We start from the raw sequence: 13,302 nt of genomic DNA on the forward strand, positions 1-13,302 counted from the left end.
AGCCTTCGGCGACCAACCTTTTTTCAACAGCCAAAAAAGGTGGCAAAAAGGCCGCTGCTAGAAATTTTGTCATCTTGGTTACAACACTCGATTTCGATACCGGCTTCAATTGCACATCCATGTGCGCAAGAAGCCTCACCAATCATCCATGATTGGCGTATCCAATAGAGTATTTTCACCAAGCAAATTTTAGGCAGAGTTATCCCCTTGGTACTTTTAGGAATTAAAGGATATCTAAATCGTGATAAGTCACCGTTCCTGAAGGTGATTCTAAGTCGAAGCCTGAACCCGTTATTGTTGCCGTCCAAATATAATTACTACTATTTACGATAATTGATCCACTTATTGGTAGGTTAGTTGTGGCTGTACCTTGCATATAAGTGAGGTCATTAGTTTGTATCGTAGCCCATTTATTATCTAACTCATTATCAGCATAAGTTATGGTAAAACTGTAAGTATCATGTTGGTTATAATTATCAGTATTTTTTATAAAGTTTGATGATTTAATAAAAGCTTGTTGATCGGTATCGGTTATGGAAATATCCCACTTAGTGATGTTTTTTTCTGATGAAGAAGAGGTGGTCCCATTAATTATTCCAATACTTTCTTTGCAGTTGAATGTGTCGATAGAATATACGTCGTAAGTACTAGTTGCTTGATAAGTAGCGTGACCACCATCACTACAAAAAATCACATCACCATCATTATAACCATAATCAATAGTAGTAAAGGTTTTCGTTGCCATAATAAGCGATGTTTTTAAGCTGTTATTAATATATAGGGCGATGGTATCTGCATCATAATCGGCACTTAATTGACTTGTTTCTGTTGGAGTATTAATCTCTACAGTGGTATTAATTACACTATTACCATTATTTGCATCATAGTTATATGTATCTCCATCTGGTGAGATTATAATCCATTTGCTTTCGTATACTTCTACAGTCCATACTTGGCGGTTTGCGGTTTCAATTTCTAGACGACCATTATCTGGATAATCATATCCACTAGAGGTCATATCATAAGCTGTTACCTTTACAGTTTTATTAGTATCGGTGTGGTTTAATGTCGATGAATAGTTTTCAGCATCATAGCTTTCGTAATAAACTTTAGTTTTTGTTGTGGACATGTTCGCAGTTAAAACATAATTATCTCCATAAGTGTCATGCATATCTAAAGTAAGAGCCATGTTAAGAGAGGTTAAGTAACATTTATCAAATTTTACATTAATTATAGAGTTGCCATCATTAACATCTTCTCGCTTCCAACCTCCAGAACCAGATGTGCAATCTGTAAATGTCCCTGATATATAGCCATTATCCCAGCCATCTAATGAGGTTTTATAAAATGAATTAATTAGGGCGTGTTCGTATAATGTTTCGCTAGCAATATCAGCAACTTGTTGGTAGTCAGTTACGACCAATGTCGCTTCATGAGAGGATAATGAGCTATCATCACTGCCTCCATCACCACCGCCTCCACATGCGGTAAGAAGTAACGAAAATAAGAGTGATAGAGAGATGATCGTTTTGTTTTTCATATTGGTCGCCATAATTAATTCACGGTATGAATTAATTATGGGTTAATAAATATACAATGTCAATGGACAGTGTTTTATTTATTATGAATACGCCTTATTCACTTCCTCGGCAATGATCTCAATACCTCGTTGTATGTCGTCATCACTTTGCACGTAGTTCATGCGTAGGCATTGATGGGCGTGATCCCACTTTTCTTCTTTCGCTTCTTGACCAAAGAAAAAGTATTCACCCGGTACAATCAATACACCACGGGCTTTTAGGCGTTGGTAGAGTTCGATGCTGGTGATGGGCAGTTGATCAAACCATAGCCATAAAAAAATCGCCCCTTCGGGTTTATGGATTTTAAAGCGAGGATCGGGGATGGCGGTTTGCAGTAACTCTACCGCATGTAAGGCTTTGCGCTGGTAAAAGGGTTTGATCACATTTTCGCTTAATGGTAATAAATCCCCTTGTTCAATCATGTGATTGGCTATCGCTGGGCCGATGCTGCACGGCGCGAGGTTAACAATACCATTGATGTTGGTCATGGCTTGGGTCATGGCTTCACTGGCGATCACGATGCCGCAGCGCACGCCGGGTAAGCCTAATTTCGATAAGCTCATGCACAAAATAGTGTTGTCATTCCAAAACGGGGTAACATCTTCAAAGATAATGTCTGGGAATGGGGTGCCGTAAGCATTATCGATAATTAATGGAATATTGTTGGCGCGGGCCAGTTTATCAAGCTTACACACTTCTTCATCGGTTAAGACGTTTCCGGTCGGATTGGTAGGGCGTGAGGCGCAAATTGCAGCGACAGAATCATCGACATGTACTTGCTCAAAATCAACATGATATTTGAACATGCGGTTCTCAAGGATTTCGATTTCAGGATGATAAGAAATAAAAATATCTTCATCGATACCGGCATCGCTATAACCGATATATTCTGGGGCGAGAGGGAGTAAGATTTTTTTATGACTGCCATAGTCATGTTTACCGGCAAATAGATTAAAAATAGAGAAGAATGCGCTTTGGCTGCCGTTGGTAAGGCTGATATTTTTGCTGCTGATATCCCAACCGTAAGTGTCTTTTAATAGCTTGGCTAGGCTTTGGGTAAAGGTGTTTTTACCTTGTGGGCCATCATAGTTGGTCATGGCGTTAATTAATTCGCCACTGGCAAGCATATCGGCGCTGGCTTGCTTGAAGTATTCTACCATTTCTGGAATGGCGGCTGGATTTCCACCTCCGAGCATGATCGCGCCAGGGGTACGCAAACCATCATTGAGATCGTCCATTAACTGGGTAATACCAGAGAATCGATTAAACTTATTACCAAACTTTGAATACTGCATAACCCAACCTAATCCATTAGTGTTCTACTGCCCAACATACACGAAATATCGAGCATGGAGAAGGTGGGATTTTTCTGGTATTAGCGATATATTTTATTTTTCAAACACAAAAAAACCTAAGCTAACCTCATCAAATGAGTGTCGCTTAGGCTTTTATTTCAAAGGTATATTTCTGATAATAAACCTTATTTATTCTGCCACTCTATTTCTGCAACAAAGAAATATCCGCGATCTGCAAGAACAAGTTACGTAGGTTGTTCAGCAGTGTTAAGCGGTTTTTCTTCAATGCTTCATCATCGCTCATTACCATCACATTATCGAAGAAAGCATCAACTGGTTTGCGTAGCGCGGCCAACTTGCTCAGGGCTTGTTGGTAGTCACCAGTGGCGAATGCAGGCTCGAGTGCTTCGGTCATCACTTCGACTTCTTCGGCTAAGGCTTTTTCTGCGTCTTCTTGCAGCAGCGTTAACTCGATCTCAGCGCTTAATTCACCATCGAATTTAGCGAGGATATTACCAACACGTTTATTGGCAGCCGCCAGTGCTTCGGCTTCGTCTAGTCCTCGGAAGTGAGAAACGGCTTTTACGCGTTGATCGAAGTCTAACGGTTTGGTTGGGCGACGAGCTAATACCGCTTGAATAATATCAATGCTAAATCCAGCGTCTTGATACCAAGCGCGGAAACGACCAAGCATGAATTCAAGAACGTCGTCTTCAACTTTTTGGTTGCTTAGGTCTACTTTGAACAGTGATTTAGCTTGTGCGATTAAATCGACTAAATCTAGATGGTAACCTTTCTCAACGATGATGCGCAAAATACCTAATGCAGCGCGACGTAGAGCAAATGGATCTGAGCCTTTTGGCGCTTGGCCAATGCCGAAAATACCAACTAAAGTATCCAGTTTATCGGCCATAGCTACTGCGGCTGCCACATCGGAGCTTGGTAGGTCATCACCGGCAAAGCGAGGCATGTACTGCTCGTTTAGCGCCACTGCGACTTCTTCATCTTCACCATCATGGCGAGCATAGTGCATGCCCATAACGCCTTGGGTATCGGTGAATTCAAATACCATCGAGGTCATCAAGTCGCACTTGGCAAGTAAGCCTGCGCGTTTTGATTTTGCTACATCCGCGCCAATCGCTTCAGCAATTAAGCCGGCAAGATCGGTAATGCGATCGGTTTTATCTTTAATCGTACCAAGTTGCTTTTGGAAGATCGCAGTTTCAAGCTCTGGAAGATGAGATTCTAAAGTACGCTTACGGTCGGTGTTGAAGAAGAATTCAGCATCGGCTAAACGTGGGCGAACCACTTTCTCATTACCTTCAATTACTTGACGTGGATCTTTCGATTCAATGTTCGACACAAAGATAAAGTTAGGTAGCAACTTCTTATTATCGTCGTACACAGGGAAGTATTTTTGATCGCCTTTCATGGTATAAACCAAAGCTTCAGAAGGCACTTTCAAAAACTCTTCTTCAAACTTAGCGGTTAATACTACAGGCCATTCAACCAAAGATGTTACTTCTTCAACTAAGTCATCTTCAAGATCGGCGGTACCGCCAACCGCAATGGCGGCTTGTTGCGAGTCACGCAGAATAATAGCCTTACGCGCTTCGTAATCGGCCATAACCTTGCCTTTTTCTTCTAGCAAGCTTGGGTATTGATCGGCGTTGTCGATAGTAAATTCACGTTCGCCCATAAAGCGGTGGCCGCGAATAGTACGAGCAGAAGCTACGCCTAAGATTTCACCTTCGATCAGTTCATCACCTAACAAGATAGTCAGGGTTTTCACTGGACGAATAAATTGAGTGTCTTTGTCAGCCCAACGCATTGGCTTGGCGATAGGAAGGTTAGATAATGCTTTTGCTGCCATATCTACCACCAGTGCTTGTACCGGTTGGCCTTTCACTTGCTGTCTGTGCAGTAGCCATTCACCTTTATCAGTTTTTAGACGCTCGGCTTGCTCAACTGTAATGCCATTACCACGCGCCCAACCTTGAGCAGCTTTGGTTGGATTACCGTCGGCGTCAAAAGCAGAAGCAATCGCAGGACCACGTTTTTCAACGATTTTGTCTTGTTGACCTTCTTCTAAATCCGTCACTTTTAACGCTAAACGACGAGGAGAGGCATACCATTTAACACCAGCATGCGCGATAGCCGCTGATTTAAGTTCTGCTTCAAAGTTAGCGGCAAAGCTTTCTGCTAAGGTGCGAAGCTGGGTTGGTGGTAATTCTTCAGTACCGAGCTCAATTAAAAAATTCTTCGCCATGATTACTTCTCCTCGCTTTTTGAGTCATTGTTTTTACACATTGGGAATCCCAACGCTTCACGAGAGGCGTAATAAGCTTCGGCGACTGCTTTAGTTAAATTACGAATACGTAAGATGTAACGTTGACGTTCGGTAACAGAAATTGCTTTGCGTGCATCGAGTAGGTTAAAGGCATGACCCGCTTTTAAAATGCGCTCGTAAGCGGGTAAAGATAACGGTGTTTCAAGTGCCAGCAATTCCTGACATTCTTTTTCACACTGATCGAAGAAGCCCAATAGGAAATCAACATCCGCGTGCTCGAAGTTGTAAGTCGATTGCTCAACTTCGTTTTGATGGAAAATATCACCATAAGTCACTTTACCTAGCGGGCCATCAGTCCAGACTAAGTCGTAAACAGAGTCGACACCTTGGATGTACATGGCTAAACGTTCGATACCGTAAGTGATCTCGCCAGTAACCGGTTTACACTCAAGGCCACCGACTTGTTGGAAGTAAGTAAATTGTGTCACTTCCATGCCGTTTAGCCATACTTCCCAACCAAGACCCCAAGCACCAAGAGTTGGGTTTTCCCAGTTATCTTCTACGAAACGAATATCGTGCACTAAAGTATCAATGCCTAACGTTTCTAGTGAACCTAAGTACAACTCTTGAATATTGTCAGGTGATGGTTTGATGATCACTTGAAACTGATAATAGTGTTGCAGGCGGTTTGGGTTTTCACCGTAACGACCATCAGTAGGGCGACGTGATGGTTGTACATAAGCAACCGCAATTGGCTCAGGCCCGATCGCGCGTAGGCAGGTCATTGGGTGAGAAGTACCCGCACCTACTTCCATATCTAAAGGTTGAACAATGGTACAGCCAACTTGGGCCCAATAATCCTGCAGCGCGAGGATCATTCCTTGAAAGGTTTTGACGTCGTATTTTTGCATAACTTTATTTGCCTACTCTGTTCGCGCAATGTGTATCGCAATTTGTGTACAGGGGGTATTTGTATTTCAAGCCGATGTGGCATTAAATACAAACAACCCCTAATAAATAGTCAATCAGTATAGCGAGTTCACTTATTGGCCTCAATCTGTGATTGCAGGAAAAGGCGCTAACTTATAAGCTTTGACCGCAAGATACGCCTGAAAAACACAATAAATAACAATAAAGGCGCTCAATTACCCAACGAATGTGAGATAAGCAATGTTAGATGTAATGTTATTAGCGTTAGCACTGAGTATGGATGCTTTTGCGGTGTCGATTGGTTTAGGCTCAAAATTGGCTAGTCAATCACCCCAATCAGAACAAACAAAACCGTTAGATTTAGCGCTTAAAGCTGGCATTTATTTTGGATTATTCCAAGCATTAATGCCGTTTATTGGCTTTTTAGGCGGCCATGGTGTGTTAGGTTTGATTGAAGGTTATGCGTCTTGGATTGCGTTTATATTATTGTTCTTTATTGGCGCTAAAATGATTTATGAAGCGTTTTCAGAAGGAATTGAAGACGATATTTGCCAAGTGACCCATCGCATAATGTTAACGCTCGCGATTGCCACCAGTGTTGATGCAATGGCGGCAGGGTTTAGTTTGCCGTTGTTGGATGTTAATCCGTTTGTTGCTTGCGCCATTATTGGTATCGTGACTTTTATCTTTAGTTTTATAGGTGTGTTTATCGGGCGAAAAAGTGGCACTTGGTTGGAGAGTAAAGCGGAACTGGCTGGCGGAATTGTGTTGATATTGATCGCGTTTAAGCTTTTGTTGGTTTGATGGCTAAGTTTATGATTAAAAACGAGTTTAATAATAAAGAACTAAAATAAGACTCGATTAATGGTTTTGTCATTATCATAGCTTACAATGTATAGATTGAGTGAATGTATTGGTGAGGTGACTTATGTTGACACGTTATGCAGGAATGACCCCCAAAAGCCAAAGCTATTTATTTACTTTTGGCTTAGCGTTAACTTTTATTGGCATGATGCTAACTAGTATGTGGTTGCCAATGGTAGCGGGTGCGATCATCTTATCTATGTTAACGGTCGAAGCTTGGGTTCGAGTGTTGTACATTATTCCTCTTAATCAAAAGCTTACCGAATTAAATAAGCGTGTGGATAAGCTACAACAGCAACTTTCTCAGAAAAAAGAGAGCGATTAATGAGTTAAGGCTGCTCACTGGTGATGACGGCGTTATGCATCCAGCAGCCTTATTGACTCTCTTAATTGGTTTTTTGCACTGTCGTATTTACAAGCCTTTCTTGATCAAAAATTGATACGGCAATTGCTCGGTTTGAGCGGCGATCAGTTGATGATCCATAAAGCGGCAAAAACTTGGAATATCCCGCGTGGTCGAGGGATCGTCGGCGGTGATCAACAAGGTTTCTCCATCTTGCAGTGCGCGAATGTTTTTACGCACCATCATCACCGGCTCTGGGCAGCGTAGCCCTTGGGCATCTAATATTTTAGTCGCGTTATCAGCAGTAAATGGCATTGTGTTATACCCACTCAATCTCTTCATCGGCGTGTTTAGCGCATTCGGTTTTAACGAGTGCGAATAATTCCACTCCAGTTTTTGAGCAAATCCATTCATTTTCAACGTATTTAAAATGATAGCCACCGGATTTAGAGGCTAACCAAATTTCGTGCATCGGCTCTTGGCGATTAATAATGATTTGGCTGCGATTTTCAAATTCAAGCGTCATCACATTGCCCGACACTTCATAATCAATATCGGCGCCAGACTCATCAATCGCTTCTTCGATCGCCGTCATTTGAATATCGACCAGTTGATGAAATTCAGTATCATTCATATTTTGTTTATCCTTTATTGAGGCTGGGTGCTGATATCGCCCGTTTAGTATTGCTTTTCTTGTATGTGATGCGATTATAGAGGGCATTAAATCATTAATCACGATATCGATATGAAAAAACACACTTTAGCATGGTTTGCCTTGCTGGTAACAACCTTAGCCGGATGTGGTCAAACTGGGCCGCTTTATTTACCTCAAGATCAGCCAGAGCCAAGCAATACTGGCGCGGTTTCAATTAAAGGTAAAGATGGTTCAGTTGTTGTTGAGCCAGCACAAAGCGCGGCGTCATCGACGATAGATCCAGCGGCAAGTAGCGCGGAATCGACCTTAGATACCCAGCCGCAACCATCGAAAACAGAAGCACAATCTCAACCCGAATAATCGGCACAGTAAAGGAAGACAAAATTGGATTATTTTAATTATCAGGATGATGGTCGGCTTTGGGCTGAAAATGTATCTCTTACTGAGTTAGCAAATCAACATGGCACGCCGTTGTATGTGTATTCGCGCGCGACATTAGAGCGTCACTGGAAAGCGTTTGATTGTTCGGTGGCAGAGCACCCGCATTTAGTCTGTTATGCAGTTAAGGCGAATTCCAATATTGGGGTGTTAAATGTGCTGGCTCGTTTAGGGTCGGGTTTTGATATTGTGTCGGGCGGTGAGCTTGAACGTGTGATTGCCGCCGGTGGTGATGCGAAAAAAATCGTATTCTCTGGTGTGGGTAAAACCGCAGTTGAAATGAAGCGTGCGTTAGAGTTAGGCATTAAATGTTTTAACGTTGAGTCAGAGCCTGAACTTGAGCGTTTAAATAAAGTGGCAGGTGAGCTCGGGGTTATTGCGCCAATCTCACTGCGGATTAACCCCGATGTTGATGCCCATACGCACCCGTATATTTCGACAGGTTTGCGTGATAATAAGTTTGGTATTGCATTTGATCGCGCGCCACAAGTGTATGCATTTGCCAACAGTTTGCCGAATCTTAATGTGCAAGGTATTGATTGCCATATCGGTTCGCAATTAACCGAATTAGAACCGTTTATTGATGCCATCGATCGCTTGTTAGCCTTGATTGATGAGCTAACCGCGCAAGGTATTCATATTCGTCATTTGGATGTCGGTGGCGGTTTAGGGGTGGTGTATCGTGATGAATTGCCACCTCAACCTTCTGATTACGCCAAAGCATTATTATCTCGCTTAGAAAATCACAGCCATCTTGAGCTTATTTTTGAACCGGGTCGCGCCATTGCTGCTAATGCTGGGGTGTTGCTGACCAAGGTTGAATTGCTAAAACCGACTGAGCACAAAAATTTTGCGGTGATTGATGCGGCGATGAATGATTTGATCCGTCCTTCTTTATATCAAGCTTGGATGAATATTGTGCCAGTCGCGCCGCGTAAAGGTGAGGCATTAACTTACGACTTAGTTGGCCCGATTTGTGAAACCGGTGATTGCCTTGGTAAAGATCGCGAATTAGTGCTGGAAGAAGGCGACTTATTAGCGGTGCGCTCGGCAGGTGCTTATGGTTTTGTGATGGCTTCTAACTACAATACTCGTGGTCGTGCGGCAGAAGTGATTGTCGACGGCTCGCAAGCCCATGTGGTTCGCCAGCGTGAAAAAGTGGAATCGCTGTGGGAGCTAGAAAGCTTGCTCCCTTAAATTTTATCGCCAATTGGTGATGTTTTATTTTTAAATTTTTATACGCTTAATGAGGCAGTATGCATTTCCATTTTTCTAAAATGCACGGTTTGGGTAACGACTTTATGGTGGTCGATTGTGTTACCCAAAACATCTTCTTTTCCCCTGATCTGATCCGTCGTTTAGCCGACCGTCATACTGGTGTTGGCTTTGATCAATTGTTGGTGGTAGAAGCGCCTTATGATCCAGAAACCGATTTCCATTATCGTATTTTCAATGCCGATGGCAGCGAAGTAGAACAATGTGGCAATGGTGCCCGTTGTTTTGCTCGTTTCGTGCGTATGAAAGGCTTAACCAATAAATACAGTATTAATGTCAGCACCAAAAAAGGTCGTATGATCTTAAAAGTGGAAAGCCACGATATGGTGACGGTTAATATGGGTAAGCCGGTATTTGAACCAAGCAAGATCCCGTTTAAAGCCAAACAAGCGGAAAAGACCTACATTCTACGCGCTGGCGAACACACTTTATTTTGTGGTGCAGTCAGCATGGGGAATCCGCATGTAGTGACCATTGTCGATGATGTGGATAGCTTTGATGTGGAATCGGTAGGTCGATTACTTGAATCCCACGAACGCTTCCCTGAACGTGTTAACGCCGGCTTTATGCAAATTCTCGATCGTAATAATGTGAAACTACGGGTTTATGAACGTGGTGCGGGCGAAACCCAAGCTTGTGGTAGTGGTGCGTGTGGCGCGGTAGCGATTGGGATTGACCAAGGCTTATTAGATGCCGAAGTGACGGTACAATTACCCGGTGGTGAGTTGCGTATTTTCTGGATAGGTGAAGGTCATCCATTGCACATGACAGGCCCTGTGGCACATGTGTATGATGGTCAAATTACCTGCTAACCACTAGTGAATAGCGATTAACATTGAGGATGCCGCAAAGACGCTGGCCTATCTATGGGCACTTTAAAAAGACCATAGATGATCTTGGGCACTTTTCTCTATCCTCATGATTAATTCGCTTTATTATCCGCTTATAATTTTTACAACAAAAAGAGTGTCTTGTGTCCGTAACTGAACAGAAAATTGCCGCTGATAACTTAACCGCTGAAATCGTGGCGGATTACTTAAAAGATCACCCCGACTTTTTTGCTGATCGCGGACGCTTGTTAGATCGCTTATCAATTTCGCATCAGCAACAAGGCGCAGTGTCATTAGTCGAAATCCAAATGCGTCGGCAACGACAAAAAATTGAAGAGTTGGAAGAAGATATTACCCAGTTAATGTCACTGGCAGCTAAAAATGATCGCACTTTTCATCAGTTAATGGACTTACAGCAGCAGTTATTGCGTTGTGACTCTTTATCGCAATTAGTCACCGCATTGGATGGGTATGCCAACAATATCGGCTTAAAATCGCATATATTTTTACTCGATCAGCAATACAATAAATGGGCGCTAGAAGCCGAAACCCATCAACGCTTTATTACCAATCACCTCAATGGTAAGCAAGCGTATTTGGGCCGCTTAAATCGCAATGATCGTCACGCTTTATTTGGCGGCGATCGCTTCGCGAGTGATGAACTGTCTGAATTAGGCTCTTATGTGATCTTGCCTTTAGTGCGTAAAGAGAGCTTAGGCTTATTAGCGTTTTCAAGCCAAGAAGGTGGCCACTTCCAACCTGAAATGGATACGCTATTTCTCAATCATCTTTGTGCGCTGGTAGCCTTTTTAGTGGTCTCAATCACTCAAGAGGATGACGCAGAGATAAACTCAGTTGAAAAACTCAGTTGCGTCAACGAGTCTTAATATGAATTTTGAGCATGACGTCGTCCCTGAGAACTTTGCTCAACCCTTGCAGCGATTTTATGATTATCTGATCAATGAAAAAGGCTTGAGTGAGCGCACCAAAGCCAATTACCAGCAACAACTCACCACCATTGCATTGCAACTGTCTGAATCGGGCTTAACTTGTTGGCAAGACATTGACGCCGCTTGGGTCAGGCAAGTTGCCAGTAAAGCCAAGCGAGAGGGATTAAAAGCCAGCAGTATTGCCACCCGTCTTTCTTCATTGCGCAGTTTTCTCGATTACTTGATTGTGATTGGTCTGCTACAAGCTAATCCAGCCAAAGGGGTGTCTGCGCCGAAGAAGCAACGTCCACTGCCCAAAAATCTTGATGTCGATGAAATGGGGATCTTGCTAGAAGTGCAAGGTGATGACCCATTAGCGATTCGTGATCGCGCCATGATGGAGTTAATGTACGGCGGCGGTTTGCGTTTAGCCGAATTGGTGGCGATTGATGCCAAGCAAGTGCATTTAAGTCACGGCAAAATGGATCAAGGCGAAATTCGTGTTATTGGTAAAGGCAATAAAGAACGTAAAGTGCCGGTGTCGGGTTATGCCAAAGAATGGCTAGAGCGTTGGTTGCACATTCGTCCTTCATTAGCGGCAGAAGGTGAGCCTGCTTTATTTGTGTCGCAACGTGGTAATCGGATTTCTCATCGCAATGTGCAAAAGCGCATGGCGGAATGGGGCATTAAACAAGGGGTGTCTAGCCATATTAGCCCGCACAAACTGCGCCATTCCTTTGCTACCCATTTACTTGAATCCAGTGGTAACCTCCGCGCGGTGCAAGAGCTACTTGGACACGAAAATATATCTACCACGCAAATTTACACCAGCTTAGACTTTCAACACTTAGCGCAGGTGTATGATAAAGCCCATCCAAGAGCCAAGAAAATCAAATCATCTGACGACTGATCAGGTCACCCTGTCTGTATAAGGAAATCCAATGTCTATGCGTTTCTACCGCAATATTCCTACCATCAAGGCGATGACCTTTGATCTCGATGATACCCTATATGATAACTATCCGGTGATCATGTCGGTTGAAAAAAGGGCGACCGAGTGGTTGCATCAACATCATCCGATCAGCAAACAAATGGATCACAAGCAATGGCGAGCGTTTAAACTCAACCTTGCCAAGCAAACCCCTTTCTTACAAAGTGATGTTAGCGCATGGCGATTTCAGCAGATCCGGCAGGGATTAATCCATTTGGGTTACGATGATCCAAAAGCTTCTCACGCTGCACAAGAGTTAATGGATTTAGTCTTGGTTTGGCGTCATCAAATTGATGTTCCAGAGTTAACCCACCAAGTGATGAGCAAATTAAAGCAACAACTACCGCTGATCGCGATCACTAATGGTAATGTGAACCCCGCCAATATTGGCTTGGGTGAGTATTTTGATTTGGTGTTAAACGCCGGCCCTGATGGTTGGGCAAAACCACATGGTGAAATGTTTACCACTGCACTGGCGCATTTAAACTTACCGCCAGAGAATGTGCTGCATGTGGGAGATAACTTAGTCTCTGATGTCGCCGGTGCTAAATACGCGGGTATGAGCGCTTGCTGGATTAATGATTTTTCTAAGGTGTTAACACAACAAAATGATGCCAAATTACTGCCGGATGTGGAGATCACCTCGGTAGAGGATTTGTTGTTTTTTGTGAGGTAATGCTTCTCTTCAGAATGTGAAGGGTCGTTGCTATTTAGCTTTTTATTTCTCGTGCTTATTTTCATGTTAATTCAGCGGTTAGCCTTCGGCGACCAACCTTTTTTCAACAGCCAAAAAAGGTGGCAAAAAGGCCGCTGCGAGAAATTTTGTGATCTTGTTTGAGCTTGGCATTTTCGCTATCGGCTTCAAGAGGGCGTCCATGCCTT

Annotated in this window: 13 protein-coding genes and 1 pseudogene; 8 read left to right on the forward strand and 6 right to left on the reverse strand. The window is 43.1% G+C overall.

Annotated features, from left to right (window positions below):
* Window positions 1–223: 223 nt before the first annotated feature.
* From GFB47_RS00045 to glyQ, 4 genes are all read right to left on the reverse strand, one after another.
* The gene (locus tag GFB47_RS00045) at window positions 224–1,540 is read right to left on the reverse strand and encodes a hypothetical protein (protein ID WP_153445510.1); all 1,317 of its coding nucleotides are present in this window, start codon (window positions 1,538–1,540) and stop codon (window positions 224–226) included.
* Between the two features lie 81 nt (window positions 1,541–1,621).
* Window positions 1,622–2,875: a valine--pyruvate transaminase gene (locus GFB47_RS00050; protein ID WP_153445512.1), complete on the reverse strand. Its 1,254-nt coding sequence runs from the start codon at window positions 2,873–2,875 to the stop codon at window positions 1,622–1,624.
* Between the two features lie 202 nt (window positions 2,876–3,077).
* The gene (glyS, locus tag GFB47_RS00055; RefSeq protein WP_153445514.1) at window positions 3,078–5,144 is read right to left on the reverse strand and encodes a glycine--tRNA ligase subunit beta; all 2,067 of its coding nucleotides are present in this window, start codon (window positions 5,142–5,144) and stop codon (window positions 3,078–3,080) included.
* Window positions 5,145–5,146: 2 nt separating this feature from the next.
* On the reverse strand, window positions 5,147–6,076 hold the full coding sequence (gene glyQ, locus GFB47_RS00060) for a glycine--tRNA ligase subunit alpha (RefSeq protein WP_153445516.1): 930 nt from the start codon (window positions 6,074–6,076) through the stop codon (window positions 5,147–5,149).
* Window positions 6,077–6,335: 259 nt separating this feature from the next.
* Here glyQ and GFB47_RS00065 point away from each other — a divergent pair, with 259 nt between their 5' ends.
* Together GFB47_RS00065 and GFB47_RS00070 are read left to right on the forward strand one after the other, a co-directional pair.
* Complete coding sequence (locus GFB47_RS00065; protein WP_153445518.1) at window positions 6,336–6,899, forward strand: manganese efflux pump MntP; 564 nt, start codon at window positions 6,336–6,338, stop codon at window positions 6,897–6,899.
* Between the two features lie 124 nt (window positions 6,900–7,023).
* Window positions 7,024–7,284 carry a hypothetical protein gene (locus tag GFB47_RS00070; protein WP_153445520.1) on the forward strand — a complete coding sequence of 87 codons (261 nt, stop codon included), beginning with the start codon at window positions 7,024–7,026 and terminating at the stop codon, window positions 7,282–7,284.
* A gap of 87 nt (window positions 7,285–7,371) precedes the next feature.
* On the opposite strand, the gene tusA is transcribed toward GFB47_RS00070, so the two are convergent.
* Together tusA and cyaY are read right to left on the reverse strand one after the other, a co-directional pair.
* Entirely contained in the window at window positions 7,372–7,617 is a 246-nt protein-coding gene (tusA, locus tag GFB47_RS00075) for a sulfurtransferase TusA (protein ID WP_153445522.1), read from the reverse strand.
* 4 nt (window positions 7,618–7,621) lie between these two features.
* Window positions 7,622–7,936, reverse strand: coding sequence for an iron donor protein CyaY (gene cyaY, locus GFB47_RS00080; protein WP_153445523.1), 315 nt, complete (start codon window positions 7,934–7,936; stop codon window positions 7,622–7,624).
* A gap of 111 nt (window positions 7,937–8,047) precedes the next feature.
* On the opposite strand from cyaY, the pseudogene lptM reads away from it, so the two are divergent.
* From lptM to yigB, 6 genes and pseudogenes are all read left to right on the forward strand, one after another.
* Window positions 8,048–8,146: pseudogene (lptM, locus tag GFB47_RS16545) on the forward strand (LPS translocon maturation chaperone LptM); the annotation flags it as partial.
* A gap of 195 nt (window positions 8,147–8,341) precedes the next feature.
* Window positions 8,342–9,592, forward strand: a complete 1,251-nt coding sequence (gene lysA / locus GFB47_RS00090; protein WP_153445527.1) for a diaminopimelate decarboxylase — start codon at window positions 8,342–8,344, stop codon at window positions 9,590–9,592.
* 59 nt (window positions 9,593–9,651) lie between these two features.
* A complete protein-coding gene (gene dapF / locus GFB47_RS00095) occupies window positions 9,652–10,482 on the forward strand; it encodes a diaminopimelate epimerase (RefSeq protein ID WP_153445529.1) in 831 nt (276 codons plus the stop codon).
* A gap of 161 nt (window positions 10,483–10,643) precedes the next feature.
* Window positions 10,644–11,387, forward strand: coding sequence for a DUF484 family protein (locus GFB47_RS00100; RefSeq protein ID WP_225874273.1), 744 nt, complete (start codon window positions 10,644–10,646; stop codon window positions 11,385–11,387).
* Between the two features lies 1 nt (window position 11,388).
* Complete coding sequence (xerC, locus tag GFB47_RS00105; RefSeq protein ID WP_153445531.1) at window positions 11,389–12,339, forward strand: tyrosine recombinase XerC; 951 nt, start codon at window positions 11,389–11,391, stop codon at window positions 12,337–12,339.
* 37 nt (window positions 12,340–12,376) lie between these two features.
* Complete coding sequence (yigB, locus tag GFB47_RS00110; protein ID WP_153448089.1) at window positions 12,377–13,096, forward strand: 5-amino-6-(5-phospho-D-ribitylamino)uracil phosphatase YigB; 720 nt, start codon at window positions 12,377–12,379, stop codon at window positions 13,094–13,096.
* Window positions 13,097–13,302: the final 206 nt, after the last annotated feature.

The sequence above is a fragment of the Vibrio algicola genome (genome assembly GCF_009601765.2).
Taxonomy (GTDB): Bacteria; Pseudomonadota; Gammaproteobacteria; order Enterobacterales; family Vibrionaceae; genus Vibrio; species Vibrio algicola.

Coding starts and splice junctions, on each gene's coding strand:
- yigB (WP_153448089.1), top strand. CDS start 12,377: ATGCGTTTCTACCGCAATATTCCTACCATCAAGGCGATGACCTTTGAT.
- dapF (WP_153445529.1), top strand. CDS start 9,652: ATGCATTTCCATTTTTCTAAAATGCACGGTTTGGGTAACGACTTTATG.
- GFB47_RS00070 (WP_153445520.1), top strand. CDS start 7,024: ATGTTGACACGTTATGCAGGAATGACCCCCAAAAGCCAAAGCTATTTA.
- GFB47_RS00045 (WP_153445510.1), bottom strand. CDS start 1,540: ATGAAAAACAAAACGATCATCTCTCTATCACTCTTATTTTCGTTACTT.
- GFB47_RS00065 (WP_153445518.1), top strand. CDS start 6,336: ATGTTAGATGTAATGTTATTAGCGTTAGCACTGAGTATGGATGCTTTT.
- glyQ (WP_153445516.1), bottom strand. CDS start 6,076: ATGCAAAAATACGACGTCAAAACCTTTCAAGGAATGATCCTCGCGCTG.
- xerC (WP_153445531.1), top strand. CDS start 11,389: ATGAATTTTGAGCATGACGTCGTCCCTGAGAACTTTGCTCAACCCTTG.
- cyaY (WP_153445523.1), bottom strand. CDS start 7,936: ATGAATGATACTGAATTTCATCAACTGGTCGATATTCAAATGACGGCG.
- glyS (WP_153445514.1), bottom strand. CDS start 5,144: ATGGCGAAGAATTTTTTAATTGAGCTCGGTACTGAAGAATTACCACCA.
- GFB47_RS00050 (WP_153445512.1), bottom strand. CDS start 2,875: ATGCAGTATTCAAAGTTTGGTAATAAGTTTAATCGATTCTCTGGTATT.
- tusA (WP_153445522.1), bottom strand. CDS start 7,617: ATGCCATTTACTGCTGATAACGCGACTAAAATATTAGATGCCCAAGGG.